The sequence below is a fragment of the Candidatus Accumulibacter sp. ACC005 genome (assembly GCF_907163215.1).
Lineage (GTDB): Bacteria > Pseudomonadota > Gammaproteobacteria > Burkholderiales > Rhodocyclaceae > Accumulibacter > Accumulibacter regalis.
In genome coordinates, this window is sequence record NZ_CAJQUB010000014.1 from 206,178 (window position 1) to 223,227 (window position 17,050).

Consider the following 17,050-nt stretch of genomic DNA (forward strand, 5'->3'; position numbering starts at 1 on the left):
CCGCTACCAACAGGGGCGATCGTCATGCGACTGATCCTGCTCTGGCTGCTCAACGCCTGCGCGCTGCTTGCCGTCGCCTATCTGATGCCCGCGTCGATACAGCTGGCATCGTTTGCGGCGGCACTGATCGCCGCCTTGTTACTGGGGCTGGTGAACACCGTCTTGCGGCCCCTGTTGGTTCTGCTCACCCTCCCGGTCACGCTGCTGACCTTCGGCCTCTTCCTGTTCGTGGTCAACGGCCTGATGTTCTGGCTGGCCGGTTCACTGCTCGAAGGCTTCGTCGTCAACGGCTTCTGGCCGGGCGTCTTCGGAGCGCTGCTGTACAGCATCATCGCGTCGCTACTTTCCTCCCTGTTGGCTGCCCGCAAGGGCAAGTGATGGTCTCCCCATGACACAGCACAAGCGTACTTTCAGCCTCGAACTTTTCCCCCCGCAAACGCCCGAAGGCGCCGAGAAGCTGCGCGCCGCGCGTGCCCGCATGGCCGCGCTCAAGCCCCGCTTCTTCTCGGTCACTTTCGGCGCTGGTGGCTCCACCCGCGACCGGACGCTCGAAACGGTGCTCGACATCCAGGGCGAAGGCCACCAGGCAGCGCCTCACCTGTCGTGCATCGGCTCGACGCGCGAAAGCATTCGCAGCATCCTTGAACAGTACCGCGCGAACGGCATCCGCCATCTCGTCGCGCTGCGCGGCGACCTCCCGTCGGGGATGGCCAGGCCCGGCACTTTTCGCTACGCCAACGAGCTGGTCGAATTCATCCGCGCCGAAACCGGCGACTGGTTTCATATCGAAGTCGCCGCCTACCCCGAATACCACCCGCAGGCAAAAAGCCCGCGCGACGACCTCGTGAACTTCAAGCGCAAGCTCGACGCCGGAGCCAACTCGGCGATCACCCAGTACTTCTACAACTTCGACGCCTACGCGCACTTCATCGACGATTGCCAGGCAATCGGCATCGACGTGCCGATCGTCCCCGGCATAATGCCGATCGCCAGCTACAGCAGCCTGGCACGCTTCTCCGACACCTGCGGTGCGGAAATACCGCGCTGGATCAGGAAGAAGCTGGAAAGCTACGGCGACGATAGCGCGTCCATCCGTGCCTTCGGCCTCGACGTGGTCAGCGGGCTTTGCCAACAACTGCTGGCCAACGACGCACCGGGCCTGCACTTTTACACCCTCAACCAGGACGCCCTGACCACCCAGCTGTGGCAGCGCCTCCACCTTTCATAGGTTTCTCAAGATGGCTGCACGCGAGCTACCCGTAGTTGTCCGCTATGCTCTCGAACTCTTCGCTCCGCTCGGCACGCTGCGCGTCAAGGCAATGTTCGGCGGCTGGGGCTTTTATTGCGACGATCTGTTCTTTGCGATCGTCGCCGACGACGTCCTTTACCTCAAGGCGGATGCGCAGAGCGCCGCCACCTTCGAAGCGGTCGGCGGCAGGCCTTTTAGCGTCCTGCGCAAGGACGGCCGCAACGACACCATGAATTACTGGACGGTGCCCGAAGAGGCGATGGAGAGCGGCGAGGAAATGTTGCCCTGGGCACGTGCCGCACTGGCCGCGGCGGCGCGCAGTCGCAAGCCAGCCAAGTAGCACGCCCGCGACAGACACCGGCCGCGCCGAGCGCGAGCGAACGCCGCCCCGCGCAGGCACTCGGCGAAAGAGCAGATTTCAGGCTAGAATTGCGCGCGTCGCGCCGTCTCGCCGGCTGCACGAGGACGCGCGCACCCTGCCTGGACTCCCGGCGAACGCGCCAGCCCGCAGCAGACCCGCCCGACGAGGATGCATGAAGGACTACTACGCAGTACTGGGCGTGACCAGTGAGACGTCTATCGAAGGCGTCAAGCAGGCCTATCGCAAGAAGACGCTGCAGCTCCACCCTGACCGCAATACCGCATCTGACGCAGCGGACAGATTCCGCGACGTTCAGGAAGCCTACGAGACGCTTTCCGACGCCACCCGGCGACACGACTACGAAGAGAACCGGCGCCGCAACCTTCTCGAGAAGCCGCTTGAAACGGCGCGGGAGATCTGGAAGAACTACCTGGAAGGAGTATTGCAGTGAGGCTGTCGCCATTTTTTGAAGAGCTCAGCTCGGCCTACGAGGCCGAGCTCGACGACCTGTTGACCGACTCGGCGGGACACGATGTCCTCGCTCAGCGGCTGCGCCTGAAGCGCAGCCAGCTTCCCGATCTGCTGCCGATGATCGAATGCAACCCGGAAATGCTGGCCGTCGCGTTTCATGGCGGAATGGATTTTCTCAGCCCGGAAGTGATGCGCGAACTGGTGGCGCAGGACCCTGAAGACCTGCCCTCGTGGGACGTTCTGGGGGAAGAATCGGTTCGCCTGCAACCCTGGGCTGCGGAACTGGCCAAGATCGTCCTCTCCGACCCGAACGGTGAGCAGTTCCTGGTCGTCACGGCGTGTCTGGAGTACCTGCGGGCAAGCAGCAAGGGGCCATCGGAGCCAGGCGTTCGGCGGCGCGACGACTATGGCGGCTACGACGACGAACGGACCGACGCTGACGTCGAGCCCGACAACGACGTCGATCTCGAAGAAGCGGGCGCTGACTGGCTTGCCGAACAGGGCTTTGACCGCAAAGATCGAACTTCGGGAGATAACTGATGAGTCATCCGGTGCTCGTACGCGCAGAGAAGCTGATCCGGGTCGGCGATATCGTCGGCGCCGAGGCGGCGCTGGCGTCGTTGGTCGACAGTGACGGCGACGGCGCACTGGTCGTCGCGCTTGACGATTTTGCCGCCAAGGACCTGTTGGCAATCCTCCGCGACTTCGATTCCTCGAAGGAATCGGTGGTCAGCCTGCTGGTCCTGCCGGAACAGTTCGCGCGCGCCATCGTCCTCGAACGTCGCTATGGCGACGCCAGCCACGAACGCCTGCGGGCGATCATCAACTCGGTCATTTTCCGCGCCGACAGTGATCCCGGAGAGTTCATCGAGGCGATCGGGGCAGTCGACGGCGGCTGTGACGCGCTCGCCGATTATCTCTGCGACCGTGGCGAAATCGTCGAGCACTTCTTCAAGACCGGCACCTTCGGCTTCTTCGACGACATCGATGAAGCAGCCGCCGACCTGAACGACGACGAACGTCTCGACGAACTGTCGGATCCGGAGGCCAATCGCCCCTTCCTCAGCCATAGCGAAGTCAGCGATCAGGACTGGATGGAGCTGACCTGGCTACTGCGTTACGAACATCCCGAGATCTTCCGCGATGTCCTGCTCATCCTGCGCGCACGCGCGCGTGCCGAAGAACCGCAGTTGGCCAGCGACGAGACGGCAAGTCGCGCCAACGAACAGCGCAGACCCCCCGGCGAGCCCGAGGAAGAATCCGCGTTGTAGACCGGCAAATCGTCACACCCGCCAAACCCACCCGCTGACTGCCCATGCCCGATGACCGTCGCCAGATCGCCGTTTTCGACGATCGCCCGTTTTTCGAACGCGCGCTCGCCTTCGGCGTGCGCGCCGGCATCCTGGATGGGGAGAAGCTTGCCGCCATTGGCGACGAGGCGCCGAAGGGAATGGTGCAGATCGCCGAGTATTTCGGCACCCAGTATCTGCGCCCGAACATCGACGAGGCACGCGAACGAATCGTCAATCTGGTCAGCCTGTTCCTCGAGGAACAAAGCGGTGGCGACCTCGAAAAGGCGGCACGATCACTGCGTGACGGCAGCTTCCTGTCGCATTCGCGGGGCGGCTCGGAAATGCTGAAAAGCCTCTGGGCGATGCCTGAGGACGCATCGTTCGGAATCATGGTCAAGCAATCGCAGAAGACGTTTCTCGCCGACTGGTCACTGCGCAGCAGTGCCGACTATCGCCAGGCACGCGCCGAACGGCAAGACTACCAGCAGACGATCGACGCGGCGCTGTGGTTTGCCGAAAGGCTCGGCGCCCCGGCCAGCGAGATTTCCACCGTCGCCAGCGAGTCGATCATCCGCAGCGCAATCCTCGTCCATCTCGCCGGCAGCACGACAAGCTCACTGCCCAACGCCTCTGAGTTCGTTGACCTGCTGGCAAGGCTGCGCAAAAACGGCGTGCCTGGCAGGGGGAAAAAGAGCCTCGCGGCGCTCTTCAAGGCGCTGCCGCAAGCCCATCACGCGGTCGCGCGCAAGGAATTGCAGAAGGTCGAGAACGACGATCTGCCGAGGATCCTCGACGCCTCGCGGGCGATGAACACGATCATTCCCGAGCTTGAGCCGCATTATTTTCTACGCGATTTTGGCCTCGAGGAGGCCAGCCAGTTCAGTGCTGGAGTGTCGCAGGACTGGCAGAAGATTACCGCTGGCAAGGTCGACGACAACTCCCTGCTGACGATTTTCCTTTGTCTCGCCGTCGATACGCCACCCCGGCCGGCACTGAGCAAAGCCGCTGCCCGCACGCTGATTGGCAAGATCCGGAGCAAGGGCCTGCAACGCCAACCAGCGCTGGCATTCATCCGCGCTTTTGCGCCCTACGCCATGCAGGATGACCTCGAAACCCTCTGGAAAACGGTCTTTCCGGAGCTCGAGGAGGCGCTCGTCGACCCCGCCGACGCTTCCGGCAACCAGGCGCTCGCCTACCTGAAGGAAAACTGCAGCATCCGCTAATCGCGTGGGCGCAGCGAACCGGCGATCGCCCGATCGCGCGGTCCACGCCGCGAGACCAGCCACACCCCGGCCAGTACCAGTCCGGCACCGGCCAGCTGGATCAGGGAAAGCGGCTCGCCGAGCAGCAGCCAGGCAAAGGCGATGGTCAGCATCGGGCCGAGGGTCCCGATCATCACCGCCTGGGTCGCGCCAATGCGGCGGATCGCCGCTGATTGCAGGAAAACCGGCAGCACCGTCGAAAACAGAGCCATCGCCGCCGCGTAGGCGTAGACCGGCACGGGCTGCAGCAAGGCCGACAACGGCTGCGTGACGAGCAGGTGCAGCTCGGTGGCCAGTACCGACACCAGCATCGCCAATGCCGTGAAGCGCACCGAACCGAGGCGCTGGATCATGCTGCCGCTGCCCGCCAGGTAGAAGGCATAGGCCAGCGACGAGGCGAAGACGAAAAGCGAGCCGATGAGTAGCGACCGCGCCTCACCCGAGAATTCGAGGTCATGGAAGAAGACCAGGCCAATTCCCGCATACGACAGCAGCAGCGCACCGATCTCCCGCGGCTGCAGGGTCTTGCCCATGAAGATCACGCCGATCATCACCGTCAGCGTCGGATAGGTAAACAGAATCAGGCGCTCGAGACCGGCGCTGATATAGGCGAGGCCAATGAAGTCGAGAATGCTTGCCCCGTAGTAGCCGAGCAGGCCGAGCACGACGAGCGTCAACCAGTCACGGCGTGACAGCGACGGCGCCGCACGGCTGGCGTGCACCGCGATGAGCGCGAAGAAGGGCAGAGCAAAGGTCATGCGCAAGGAAAGCAGGGTGATCGCATCGACCGGCGCCGCCTGCGGTACGGCGTAGGCCAGCTTGACGAAGATCGCCTTGAACGAGAAGCCGAACGCCGCGAGAATCGCCAGCAGGACCCCGAGACGTTCGGAAGAGCATTTTTTCCAGGGCATGCCGAGGCGATACAAGAGAAGCTTGCGGAGGCCTCTGGCTTACGAGGCGGGTGCTCACTGTACGTCAACGGCGACGGCGGGTAAACGCCGACGACGATCGACCACGCACACCGCGTCACCTTGGACCGGCACCGGGCGAGCCGGGCACCTCAGTAGTTGAGCTGCGGGAATGTCGGCCTGCCCACTGACAGTTCTCGCGTGGCGCGGTACACTTTCGCAAAAACCGTGCGCTCGCAAGAAAATGAAAAACGAAAAACACTGGCGTATCGCCGCCTGGGCGATCTGGCTGCTTCCCGCGGCACTGGTGGTCGCGATCGTCGTCACGGCTCCGCTGTCGCGCAGCGTGACCGAGATTTACCACGGCGCGGTCACCCACTGGTGGTCCCTGCAGCCTGTTTATAGCGGTTCCGTCGGCTTCAATTACCTGCCGCTGTTTCTCCCCGCTTTCGGCCTTTTCGCCTGGCTACCCTTGGAGCTCGGCGAGATCCTCTGGCGCTGGGCCGCGCTTGCCGGTCTCGGCGTCGGTCTCTGGCGCTGCACGGGGCCGATAACGACCACTTCCACAGGCCGCTACCCGCTCTTCGTGCTCGTCTCGCTGCTCAGCCTTCCGATCGGTCTGAGCGCTATCCGTAACGGTCAGTCGAGCGCTCAATTGGCCGCCTGCCTGGTTCTGGCTGCCGCCTGTCTGCAGCAGCGGCGTTGGTCGGCAGCGACCGTCTGGCTGTGCCTGGCGCTGGTCTGCAAGCCCCTGGCAATACCGGCCATTGGCCTCGCGGTGATGGCTTTTCCGCGTCTCTGGTGGCGCGCGCTGCTTGGCGTGCTGGTGGTGCTTCTGGCGCCCTATTTGCTGGCGCCGAGCGCTTATGTGCATGCGCTGTATGCCGCTTTCGCGACCAACCTCATGGATTGCTTCCACCCGCCCGATCGAACCTTCGCCGATGTCAACGGCGTTCTGATGGCCTTCAACCTCCAACTGGCCGGCGCGCCGTCACTGATCGTGCGCGTCGCCTCCGGTGTGGCGATGGCCCTCGCCATCTGGTTCACCGCCAGGCTGGCTGGCGACTTCCGGCGAGTCCTCCTCTGGCTGGGTTTCAGCACTAGCTACATCATGCTGTTCACGCCGATGAACGAGGCCAACAGCTACGTCATGCTGGCGCCGGCATTGGGACTGTGGGCGGGGTGGTTCCTCGACCGCGGCGAGACGCGAATGGTGCACACCTTCGTGCTGCTGTCGGTCAGCATCCTGCTGCTGGCGGACGTGATCGGCCTGGTGCTTGGCAAGGGAGTCAGGAATGAGTTCGACAAATTCTGGTCGCCGTTGATGACGTTCGTCTTCCTGGCGATCCTGGTGGCGCAGATTCGGCAGATGGCCGCCGAGGCAGGGCAAGCACTTCGGCGATCCCGAGCGCTCACAGCCGCGCCCGCCATCGGCACTCGCCCGGATCAACCGTAGCCTCGCTTCCCTACGGCCGGAAAGGTCACCGTCACCCGCAGACCTGAACGCGACTGCTGAGCGGCCGAGCCAGGAGCAGGCGTGGCTCCCGGACGAACGGAGATTGCCTCAACCATCGACAATCCGAGACCCGAAGCGATCTCGTTGCTGCCCCCGACACGACAGAACGGAGCAAACGCCCGCTCCCGCTCCCCTGGCGCGTTAAGAACCCGCGCACCGCCAGACCGCGGGAAGCCGGGTCGCGCATTCGCGTCCAAGGCCATCTCGTCCTCGTCTCGAAAACGTCGCCGGAGAGTCACGGAGTGGCGGGCTGGACGTCGACCCTCGATGAGGTAACAAATAACTGCAAGCAGAGTAAACAAACTATCATCGGGGGCCCGACCAGGGCTGGACCTCGTTGCTGGTGACCGGCCGCGAAGCGGCGCCAGAACGCCTGCGTAAGCTGCTCAAGGAGAGAGAATCATGAGTCCGTTGATTGAAGCGCTTTCCCGCATCCTGCCGCGACGCCAGGTGATCACCGACAACCTGCGACGACTGGCCTACGGTACTGACGCCAGCTTCTACCGCCTGATCCCCGAGGTCGTCGCCGTGGTTGAATCCGAGGAAGAGGTCCAGGCCGTGCTGCACGCGGCACGCGCCCATCGACGCCCGGTGACCTTTCGCGCCGCCGGCACCAGCCTCTCGGGCCAGGCCGTTACCGACGGGGTACTGGCGCTGATCGGCGACGGCTTCGCCAGCTGCGAGATCGCCGCCGATGCAGCCAGCGTGCGTCTCGGGCCGGGGATGATCGGCGGTGAGGTCAACTACCGCCTCGCACGGCACGGGCGCAAGATCGGCCCGGATCCGGCGTCGATCAACGCCTGCAAGATCGGCGGCATCGCTGCCAACAACGCTTCCGGCATGTGCTGCGGTACGGCGCAGAACAGCTACCATACGCTCGCCGGGCTACGGGTGATCCTTGCCGACGGTACGGTGCTGGATAGCGAAGACTCGTTCAGCATCGCCAGTTTCAGGCAGAGCCACGCCACGCTGCTGAACGGGCTGGAGCAGCTCGGCGCCGCAACGCGCGCCGATGAGGCACTGGCCGCGCGCATTCGCCACAAGTTCCGCATCAAGAACACGACCGGCTACAGCCTCAATGCTCTGGTCGACTATGAAGACCCGCTCGACATCCTGGCCCATCTGATGATCGGTTCTGAAGGCACCCTCGCCTTCATCTCGCGCATCACCTATCGCACCGTCGTCGAAGACCCCTGCAAGGCCAGTGCGCTGGTGTTCTTTCCGACCATCGAAGCCGCCTGCCAGGCCGTCATCCGCCTCAAGCCGGAGCCCGTATCCGCCGTCGAACTGCTCGACCGCGCGGCCTTGCGCTCGGTGGAAGGCCAGCCCGGGCTGCCGCCCATCATTCACACGCTGAGCGACGATGCCGCCGCTCTGCTCATCGAGGTCCGTGCTGAAACGGAAAGGCTCCTGCAGCAGCGGGTTGACGCCGCGCTCGGCGCACTGGCGGGTATCGCCACCGTCGAAGCGCCGGCGTTCTCTACTGACGCCGGGACTTGCGCGATGTACTGGAAAGTGCGCAAGGGCACCTTCCCCTCGGTCGGCGCGATGCGCCGCACCGGAACCACGGTCATCATCGAGGACGTCGCCTTCCCGATCGAATCCCTGGCCCTGGCGACCCTCGATCTGCAGGCGCTGTTGCGCAAACACGGTTACACGGAGGGGATCATCTTTGGTCACGCGCTCGAGGGTAACCTGCACTTCGTGTTTACCCAGGATTTCAGCAGCGCCGCGGAAGTGGAGCGCTACGCCCGGTTCATGGAGGACATCTGTACCCTGGTGGTAGACAAGTACGATGGTTCGCTCAAGGCCGAGCACGGTACCGGGCGGAACATGGCGCCGTTCGTGGAAAGGGAATGGGGGCACCAGGCAACCAGCCTGATGCGCCAGATCAAGGCTCTCTTCGACCCCGACAATCTGCTCAATCCGGGCGTCATCCTCAGCGACGATCCGCAGGCCCACCTCAAGCACCTGAAGCCGATGCCGGCCGCCGAGGACATCGTTGATCGCTGCATCGAATGTGGTTTCTGCGAGCCGCTGTGCCCGTCGCACCGGCTGACGCTCTCGCCGCGCCAACGCATCGCAAGCTGGCGCGAGCTCTCGCGCCGCGCCGCGGCCGGCGAGGATGCCGCCGACGTCGGTCGCGATTTCGCCTACTACGGGCTCGACACCTGTGCCGGCTGCGGCCTGTGCTCGACCGCCTGCCCGGTCGGCATCGACACCGGAGAACTGACCCGCCGGCTGCGCGGCCGCGGCCTGGGCACCACCTCGCACAAAGTCGGCAGCTGGACGGTGGACAATTTCGGCAAGGTCGCCACCGCGTCGCGGGTAGGACTGTCCATCGGCCACGTGGTTTCCCGCGTGGTCGGTGACCGCGTCGTCGCGCGCGTCTCGGGAGGGGCCTGGAAACACGGCATGCCGCAGGCCGGCAAACCGCCAACGCAAGGAATAGGCAGCGGCGATCCGGTCGTCTATTTCCCGGCCTGCGGCGGCCGAATCTTCGGCGCCAATAGCCCCGAAGAGGCAACGCTTCCCGAAGTGATCATGGAATTGCTGACCCGCGCCGGGTATGCGCCGCGCCTGCCGGAAGGTTTCGACAAACTTTGCTGCGGCCAGATGCTCGCCAGCAAGGGGATGGCCGAGGAGGCAGAACAAATGGCCAACGCGGTTACCGCTGCCCTGCTGACGGCAGCAGACGACGGTCATGGCGGCTACTTTCCGATCATCATGGACGCCAGCACCTGTTCCGTGCGCATGCAAAAACACCTCGCCGGTCGGCTGACGCTGCTCGACTTTCACGAGTTCGCGCACGACGCGCTACTGCCTCGCCTGGCACTTTCCCGCAAGCCAGGGCCGGTTGCGCTGCACATCAATTGCAGCGTGCGCCGCACCGGCTCAGACGGCAAGCTGCGCACGCTGATTGCCGCCTGTGTCGATGACGTCGTCGAACCCGCCGGCGTCACCTGCTGCGGCTTTGCCGGCGATCGTGGTTTCGTCGTTCCGGAACTCAACGCGCACGCGCTGCGCAAGGTTCATGAAGCCCTGCCGGCCGAATGCTGCGAGGGGGTCTCCACCAGCCGCACCTGCGAGATCGGCCTTACTGCGGAGACCGGCCGGCCCTATCGCTCCGTCGCCTACCTGCTCGAAGAATGCAGCCGTGGCGAGAAAACCGCGTGCTGAGGATCGATCCTGCCCTGGGCCGGCATGGTCCGCGCTGGCCGCCCGTTGACCGCGATTTGCCAGCGATGCTCCTTTCCCTGGGCAGCTTCGTTGCGGACGGCGGGACGCGTTGCCGACGGCAGCGTCGTCGTCTCATCCCGGGAGTGAGAACCGCGTCGATGTCGGCTAGAATGCCGGCACCATGAGTGAACGCCATCCCCACGATCACCCCGAGCCCCGCGCGCACGATCATGGCCACGAGCACGACGACCAGGGCACGCACGGTCCGCACGCGACTGGCCACGCTGCGCACGACCATCACGCGCATGGCGGCCATGACGTCCACGCCCATCACCACCACGCGGACGCCGGCCCACGCCTGATCTGGGCGCTGCTGCTGACACTCGGCTTTGCCGCCGTCGAAGCAGTGGCCGGTTTCTGGTCGGGATCGCTGGCCCTGCTCGGCGATGCCGGGCACATGGTCACCGACAGTGCCTCGCTGGCCCTGGCCGCCTTTGCCGCCTGGATCGCGAAGCGCCCGCCGACACAACGCCATACCTACGGTTATGGCCGCGTCGAAACACTGGCGGCGCTGGCCAACGTCGTGTTCATGGTCGCGGTCGTGGTCGGCATTTCAGTGATGGCCGTGCGCCGCATCCTTGAACCCGGGGACGTCAACGGCGAGGTGGTGACCATCGTCGCGGCACTCGGGCTGCTGCTCAACATCGGCGTCGCCTGGCTGTTGATGCACGGCGAGCAGACGATGAATACCCGCGGCGCGCTGCTGCACGTGCTCGGCGACCTGCTCGGCTCGGTGGCCGCCCTGGTCTCCGGGGCGGTGATCATGTGGACCGGCTGGACGACCGTCGACCCTCTGCTCTCGCTGCTGATCTGTGCGCTGATGCTGGTTTCCAGCCTGCGCCTGCTGCGTGAGGTACTGCAGGCGCTGATGGAAGGCGTACCGGTGAGCCTGTCCACCGAGCAGGTCGGGCGCCAGCTGGCCGGCGTGCGGGGCGTCGCCTCGGTGCACGATCTGCACATCTGGACCCTCTCGTCGAACCGGATCGCCCTCTCGGCGCACCTGGTCGTCGAATCGCTGGCCCACTGGCCGGCGGTCCTTGCCGCCAGCCGACAGGTACTGGCCGAACAAGGCATCACGCACGTCACGCTGCAGCCGGAACCTCTGCACAATGCGGTTCGCTGGCTGGCGCCTGGCGAACAACGCGGCGTGCCGGAAAGCTGAACACGCAGATGGCGGCGTCGTCGCACACGCTGTGCGCCCCCGGGCTTCATGAACTTCCCGCCTTGCTCGCCCTGCTTGCCGACTGCGCCCTGCCGGTTGCCGACATCGAGGCGGCGCATCTGCCCGGCTTTCTGATTTGTCGCGACGAGGGTCGCCTGATCGCCACGGCCGGCCTGCAGCCTTGCGGTGAAACGGTGCTGCTGCGTTCGCTGGCCGTTGCAGCACACTGCCGTCAGCGTGGACTCGCCGCTCAGCTGCTTGCCGCGCTCGAGCAGCGCGCGCTGGCCGACGGCCATCGGCAGATCTTCCTGCTCACCACCAGCGCGCAGGACTTCTTTTCCGCCCGCGGTTTTCGCTTGCTGCCGCGGTCCGCCGTCCCACCGGGAATCACCGCGACAGCGCAGTTCCGCTGTCTGTGCCCGGCGTCGGCGGCGTGCATGGTCAAGATCCTTGACGGCGCGCTCGCGCGCGAGAGCGCCGCGTGAGGGTCGTCGCCCAGCGCGTCGCTGCGGCGCGGGTCGAAGTCGACGGCCGGGTAAGCGGCAGCATCGGCGCGGGTCTGCTGCTTCTGGCCGGCTTCGAGGCCGCTGACAACGATGCCGATCTCGACTGGATGGCCGCCAAGCTGGCCAGGCTGCGCATCTTTGCCGACGCCGCAGGCGTCATGAACCGCAGCGTCGTCGATGCCGACGGCGAAGTGCTGGCGGTCAGTCAGTTCACGCTCTTTGCGTCGACCAGGAAAGGCAACCGCCCTTCCTGGAGTCGCGCTGCGCCGCCGGAGCTGGCGCAGCCGCTATTCGAGCGCTTTGTCCGGCGACTCGAAAAGACCCTGGGACGCGCGGTGCCGACCGGCGTCTTCGGCGCCGAGATGCGGGTTCACCTGATCAACGACGGTCCGGTGACGATCAGCATCGATTCGCGCCAGCCGGAGTAGGCGGCCGCGAGTAGGGGCAGCCAGAGCAGCAGGGCGGAGCGGGCCAGCCAGGCCCCGCGACGACCCACTGGCTGGCTGCGCGGCCAGCCGACAATCAGTTCCCTGACGCCCCGCCCATCTGCGTCTGCAGATAGTTCTGCAAGCCAACCTTGTCGATCAGATCGAGCTGCGTTTCGAGGTAGTCGATGTGCTCCTCGGTATCGTTGAGGATCTCCTGCATCAAGTCGCGGGAGACGTAGTCCTTGACCGACTCGCAGTGCGTGACTCCGGCGATGAGATCGGCATGCGCACCGCGCTCGAGCTTGAGATCGCCGCTCAGGCACTCGGGGACGTTCTGGCCGATTGACAGCTTCGGCACCTCCATCTTTGGCAGCCCGTCGAGAAACAGCAGGCGTTCAATGATCTTGTCGGCGTGCTGCATTTCTTCGATCGACTCGTCGTACTCGTGCTTGCCCAGGGCGTTGAAGCCCCAGTTCTTGTACATCCGGGCGTGCAGAAAATACTGGTTGATCGCGGCAAGCTCGTTCGCCAGCTGCTTGTTGAGCAGCTGAATGACCGTTTTGTCACCTTTCATGGGGACTCCGTTTCTGGGCGCCGCGGTGGGGGCCGCAGCTGATTATTGGAGAGGCGGGGAAGCGCCCGCGCCGGCAGGACTTCGCGCAAGGCATCGCACAGGGAAACCTGGCGCGGGCAGCCGTTGTAAGAGACAGCAAGTGGCGCGCACAATTCATGGCCGCGAGCAGATCGCCTCGTCACTCAGCCACCGAATCACCTGCTGGCGTCGGCATTATAGACGTCGACACCCATGGCCACCGCCATTTGCCGAAGATCAAGCCGGCGCAGCGCCTGTTGCCTGACGGCAGCCAGCAGAGGAAGGCGAGCAACGCAAGGGAAGGGAACTGCAGAGAAAGTGCTGACCAGGCCGCGACCTAGCTGCCTTGAACTTGCGACATGGAATCGCCACAAGCTTCCCAGCTCGGCGGCTTGCGCCGAAGCTGGCATCCCCACGGGGATTCGAACCCCGGTACCTACCGTGAAAGGGTAGTGTCCTAGGCCTCTAGACGATGGGGACCCGGAACTTCTTTCGCCTTGTTGGTGGAGGTACGCGGGATCGAACCGCGGACCTCTTGCATGCCATGCAAGCGCTCTCCCAGCTGAGCTATACCCCCGCGCGAAAGAAGCCGGGATTATAGGGAGCTGGCCCGGTGCTGTAAAGCGCTACGCGGCAACCCGGCACGAAAGCGGGTAAACCATGAAAAACTTGCCCCTGGCTTTCGTCGGCCATTAAGCTCGCAGCTCGACCACCACCGATCACCACAGGGACACGCCATGCCGGAAGCCTCCTGGCTCCTTTCTGTTATCGCCTCGCGCCTCGTTGCGACTTCCGGGCAGGACATCATCGCGGAATCCGGCAACCAGCCCGGAGTGCGCCCTGCCGGTCAGCAGCGGTGACCAGGATCCGTCCCCGCCTCGGTCTGGCGCTGGGCAGCGGGTCGGCGCGCGGCTGGTCGCATATCGGGATTGTCGACGCTCTCGCCGAGCGCGGCCTCAGGCCCGACGTGATCGCCGGTGCATCGGTCGGCGCCCTCGTCGGCGCAGCGTGCGCCGCCGGTCGCCTCGGCGAACTCGAACGCTGGGTGTGCACGCTCACCCAGCGCGATGTCTGGCGCCTGGTAGACACGACTTTTCGCGGCGGCGGCGTGATGACCGGCAATCGCCTGATGAGCACGATCGCCGAGCAGATCGGCGACGCCCCGATCGAAAGCCTGGCCATGTCTTTCGGTGCCGTCGCGGCCGATCTCTATACCGGCGAGGAGATCTGGCTGCGCGAAGGTTCGTTCATGGCCGCGGTGCGTGCGTCGAGTGGCCTGCCCGGTCTCCTGGCACCCACCTGGCACCAGCAGCGCTGGCTGATCGACGGCGGCGTGGTGAATCCGGTGCCGGTCTCGCTATGCCGGGCCCTCGGCGCCGATGTCGTTATCGCGGTCGACCTTCGCCGCTCGCTCACGAAAATGGCCATGCGTGCGCCCGACGGCGTTGTCGACGCCCAGGATCGGAACAGGGCTCTGGCAAGCTCCGCGGAAGCCAGCGCCGAAGGCATCGCCATCCTGCGCAAGTGGGCCGGGCTGGTGGATGGCCTCGTGGAATCCTTCCGCAGCAAGCGTAGCGACCCCGGTTTGTTCGAAGTCATGAGTGGGGCGGTGAACATCATGCAGGAGCGCATCACGCGCAGCCGCCTGGCCATTGATCCGGCCGACGTGGTCCTGCGTCCGGACCTCGCCGACTTTCAGTTGATGGACTTCCACAGGGCCCGCGAGGCAATCGACATCGGCCGCAAACACGTCGGGGAGGCCGCCCCGCAACTCGAGGCCATTGCCGCGCAGCTGCTGCCGGAACCGTAGGCGCACGAGACAAGCGCGCTGCGCAAAGCGCATCGCGAATGGCTAGTCGTTGCTGCGCATCACGGCGGCACCCCCTTCGTAGAGCTCGCTCAGAGCGGCCGGGTCGAGGCCGAGAAGGCGCAGGCAAGAGGGACCCAGCTTTCGCCATTCTTCGGTGTAGCTGCCACCGCTGACGTGCTGCAGAATGTGCTCGGCAGTCTGGCTGGCGGCGACCAGATAGCGGCTGGCGGCTGGCAGGCCGGACTCGAAATGCTCGATGGCGTCGCGGTCGTGATGGTAGCGGATGGCCAGCGAGATTTCCTCCGGCAGCCACCAGTTTTGCGCCAGCAGCGAGCCGATGACGCTGTGATTGGTCGGCAGGACCTCGATTTCGACGTCGGTGAAGGCACGTTCGGCCTCGTGATTCGCGCGGTCCAGCGTGGCCATGTAATCCGGAAAGCGGCGCAGCAGGATGACGATGCCGCAATCCCTGAACAGGCCGTAGGTGTAGGCGTCGTCGGCGCGCAAGCCAGGCTTTCTGACGATTTGCGCCAACCACCCGGAGAGCGAGGCGATGCGGGCCGATGCCTGCCAGAAGCGCTCGTAGTGCGCGGAGCCAGGGAAGGCCTGGCGCAGGCTGATGGCCGCGATGGCCCGACTGGTCGCGTCGAGGCCGAGCATGAGCAGGGCTTCCTGGACCGAGCGGCAGCGGCTGCGGCAGCCGAAATAAGGCGAGTTCACGGTCTTGATCAGACCGGCGGCGAGGCTGACGTCGGCGCCGATCTGCTGGCTTATGAGCTTGAAATTGGGCAGCTCCTGGCGCATCTCGTGGCAAATCCGGTCGATGATCGTCGGCCGCGGGGGAATGTCGATGTCGCGGATCGTTCGCTCGAGCACCTCGTCGAGCCGGCCGTTCCCCGCTTGCGTGTCAGAGCTCATGCGTCTTTCTCTCCTTCAGCCACGCCAGCACGGCTTCGTCCGGCATCGGGTGGGCGTGGAAAAAACCCTGCACCGCATCAACGGCCGCGCCCTCGACAGCCGCCTGCTGGGCCGCGGTTTCGACCCCCTCGGCGACGACCGTCATGCCCAGCTCGCGACCGAGCATGGCCATCGCCTTCACCACCGCATAGGCACGCCGGTCATCGGGCAGAACCCTGATGAGCGAGCGATCGAGCTTGAGCTTTGTCGCCGGAAGGTCCTTGAGGTTGGCGAGGCACGAGTAGCCATAGCCAAAATCGTCGATGGCCATGCCGACACCAGCCGCCCGGACGCTGCGCATATTGGCCTGCACGGTTTCCGAAAGGTCGAGGAACAGCGATTCGGTAAATTCGAGTTCGATGAGCGCGGGCGCGACGTTGGCGCAAATCAGTGCCGCCTGCAACGCCGGCGCGAAGCTGCGCGAGGTGAGCTGGGCACGCGAGACGTTGATCGCCACCTTGGTCGCCACGCCTTCGTCGCGCAGCCGCGCGGCGAATAGGGCCCCCTGCAGCAGGCACCATTCGCCAAGACGGACAATGATGCCGGTCTTTTCGGCAACCGGGATGAACTTGCCGGGCAGCAGGCGTCGCTCTGGCAGCTCGCAGCGCATCAGCGCCTCGACCGCTTCGATGCGGCCGTCCACGCGGACCAGAGGCTGGTATTCGAGCGCCAGGCAACCGCTTTCCAGGGCGCGGTGAAGATCCGCTTCGACGATCAGCTCTTCGCGTGCCAGTTGCACGCCGAGGCGACCGCTGAGTGGTTGGTCGCCGGAAACGATCAAGCGCTTGCCGCCACGGCGCTTAGCTTCCATCATCGCCCGGTCAGCCCGTTCAAACAGACTCAGCGGGTCTTCGCCGGATTCGTGCACGGCAATGCCCATGCTCACCGATGGACGCATCATCAAGTTGTCGATCACCAGCGGACGTTCGATCTCGGCCAGCACCGCGGCGCCGATTTCGGTCGCCAATTGCAGAGTCGCCGACGGAACCAGGGCCACGAACTCGTCGCTGCCCATGCGCAGGAGAATGCTGTCGCCGCGCAAAGCCCGCCGCAGCCGCGCCGCGAGCTGCGTAATCACGCTGTCGCCGCCAGCGTGGCCGAAGGATTCGTTGATCTGCCGGAAGCGATCGATATCCAGCCACAATGCGGCCAGTGAACTGCCGCTAGCCTCCGCCTCGGCAACGACCTGCATGGCTGCGTGCAGGCCGGCGGAACGGCTGAGAAAACCGGTGATGGGGTCGCGATCTGGACGAAGGTCGTGCATCGGGATGGGCTACGCGCTCGAGGCCTGCTGAT

Annotated in this window: 17 protein-coding genes and 2 tRNA genes; 13 read left to right on the forward strand and 6 right to left on the reverse strand. The window is 65.1% G+C overall.

The window, feature by feature from the left end:
- Positions 1–24: 24 nt before the first annotated feature.
- From QZ613_RS17585 to QZ613_RS17615, 7 genes are all read left to right on the forward strand, one after another.
- On the forward strand, positions 25–378 hold the full coding sequence (locus tag QZ613_RS17585) for a phage holin family protein (protein ID WP_043567982.1): 354 nt from the start codon (positions 25–27) through the stop codon (positions 376–378).
- 10 nt (positions 379–388) lie between these two features.
- On the forward strand, positions 389–1,228 hold the full coding sequence (gene metF, locus QZ613_RS17590) for a methylenetetrahydrofolate reductase [NAD(P)H] (protein WP_043567984.1): 840 nt from the start codon (positions 389–391) through the stop codon (positions 1,226–1,228).
- 10 nt (positions 1,229–1,238) lie between these two features.
- Positions 1,239–1,589: a TfoX/Sxy family protein gene (locus QZ613_RS17595; protein ID WP_043567985.1), complete on the forward strand. Its 351-nt coding sequence runs from the start codon at positions 1,239–1,241 to the stop codon at positions 1,587–1,589.
- 193 nt (positions 1,590–1,782) lie between these two features.
- The gene (locus tag QZ613_RS17600) at positions 1,783–2,061 is read left to right on the forward strand and encodes a DnaJ domain-containing protein (RefSeq protein ID WP_043567986.1); all 279 of its coding nucleotides are present in this window, start codon (positions 1,783–1,785) and stop codon (positions 2,059–2,061) included.
- Positions 2,058–2,621, forward strand: a complete 564-nt coding sequence (locus QZ613_RS17605) for a hypothetical protein (RefSeq protein ID WP_043567988.1) — start codon at positions 2,058–2,060, stop codon at positions 2,619–2,621. Before QZ613_RS17600 ends, QZ613_RS17605 begins: the two co-directional genes overlap by 4 nt.
- The gene (locus QZ613_RS17610; protein ID WP_043567992.1) at positions 2,621–3,352 is read left to right on the forward strand and encodes a hypothetical protein; all 732 of its coding nucleotides are present in this window, start codon (positions 2,621–2,623) and stop codon (positions 3,350–3,352) included. Before QZ613_RS17605 ends, QZ613_RS17610 begins: the two co-directional genes overlap by 1 nt.
- Before the next feature lie 44 nt (positions 3,353–3,396).
- The gene (locus QZ613_RS17615; protein WP_291865891.1) at positions 3,397–4,596 is read left to right on the forward strand and encodes a hypothetical protein; all 1,200 of its coding nucleotides are present in this window, start codon (positions 3,397–3,399) and stop codon (positions 4,594–4,596) included.
- On the opposite strand, the gene QZ613_RS17620 is transcribed toward QZ613_RS17615, so the two are convergent.
- Positions 4,593–5,546, reverse strand: a complete 954-nt coding sequence (locus tag QZ613_RS17620) for a DMT family transporter (protein WP_291865888.1) — start codon at positions 5,544–5,546, stop codon at positions 4,593–4,595. The genes QZ613_RS17615 and QZ613_RS17620 overlap by 4 nt on opposite strands.
- 241 nt (positions 5,547–5,787) lie before the next feature.
- Between QZ613_RS17620 and QZ613_RS17625 the strand changes: the two genes are divergently transcribed.
- The 5 genes from QZ613_RS17625 (at position 5,788) to dtd (ending at position 12,395) form a co-directional block, all read left to right on the forward strand.
- On the forward strand, positions 5,788–6,999 hold the full coding sequence (locus QZ613_RS17625) for a glycosyltransferase 87 family protein (RefSeq protein ID WP_043567995.1): 1,212 nt from the start codon (positions 5,788–5,790) through the stop codon (positions 6,997–6,999).
- 462 nt (positions 7,000–7,461) lie between these two features.
- Positions 7,462–10,239 (forward strand): FAD-binding and (Fe-S)-binding domain-containing protein, encoded by a 2,778-nt coding sequence (locus tag QZ613_RS17630; RefSeq protein WP_291983337.1) that lies wholly within the window; start codon positions 7,462–7,464, stop codon positions 10,237–10,239.
- 181 nt (positions 10,240–10,420) lie between these two features.
- Complete coding sequence (locus QZ613_RS17635; RefSeq protein WP_291983338.1) at positions 10,421–11,461, forward strand: cation diffusion facilitator family transporter; 1,041 nt, start codon at positions 10,421–10,423, stop codon at positions 11,459–11,461.
- Between the two features lie 8 nt (positions 11,462–11,469).
- The gene (gene arsN2, locus QZ613_RS17640; RefSeq protein ID WP_291865877.1) at positions 11,470–11,946 is read left to right on the forward strand and encodes an arsenic resistance N-acetyltransferase ArsN2; all 477 of its coding nucleotides are present in this window, start codon (positions 11,470–11,472) and stop codon (positions 11,944–11,946) included.
- The gene (gene dtd / locus QZ613_RS17645) at positions 11,943–12,395 is read left to right on the forward strand and encodes a D-aminoacyl-tRNA deacylase (RefSeq protein WP_043568002.1); all 453 of its coding nucleotides are present in this window, start codon (positions 11,943–11,945) and stop codon (positions 12,393–12,395) included. The genes arsN2 and dtd overlap by 4 nt, the downstream gene beginning before the upstream one ends.
- 94 nt (positions 12,396–12,489) lie before the next feature.
- On the opposite strand, the gene bfr is transcribed toward dtd, so the two are convergent.
- From bfr to QZ613_RS17660, 3 genes are all read right to left on the reverse strand, one after another.
- Complete coding sequence (gene bfr / locus QZ613_RS17650) at positions 12,490–12,969, reverse strand: bacterioferritin (protein ID WP_043568004.1); 480 nt, start codon at positions 12,967–12,969, stop codon at positions 12,490–12,492.
- A 422-nt stretch (positions 12,970–13,391) separates the two neighbouring features.
- Positions 13,392–13,467, reverse strand: a tRNA-Glu gene (locus QZ613_RS17655).
- 21 nt (positions 13,468–13,488) lie between these two features.
- Positions 13,489–13,564, reverse strand: a tRNA-Ala gene (locus QZ613_RS17660).
- 279 nt (positions 13,565–13,843) lie between these two features.
- Here QZ613_RS17660 and QZ613_RS17665 point away from each other — a divergent pair.
- Positions 13,844–14,797, forward strand: a complete 954-nt coding sequence (locus QZ613_RS17665; protein WP_043568007.1) for a patatin-like phospholipase family protein — start codon at positions 13,844–13,846, stop codon at positions 14,795–14,797.
- A gap of 42 nt (positions 14,798–14,839) precedes the next feature.
- Here the strand turns inward: QZ613_RS17665 and QZ613_RS17670 are convergent, their stop codons facing one another.
- Positions 14,840–15,715, reverse strand: a complete 876-nt coding sequence (locus QZ613_RS17670) for an HDOD domain-containing protein (protein ID WP_291983340.1) — start codon at positions 15,713–15,715, stop codon at positions 14,840–14,842.
- Positions 15,705–17,018 carry an EAL domain-containing protein gene (locus tag QZ613_RS17675; RefSeq protein WP_291983342.1) on the reverse strand — a complete coding sequence of 438 codons (1,314 nt, stop codon included), beginning with the start codon at positions 17,016–17,018 and terminating at the stop codon, positions 15,705–15,707. Before QZ613_RS17675 ends, QZ613_RS17670 begins: the two co-directional genes overlap by 11 nt.
- Positions 17,019–17,050: the final 32 nt, after the last annotated feature.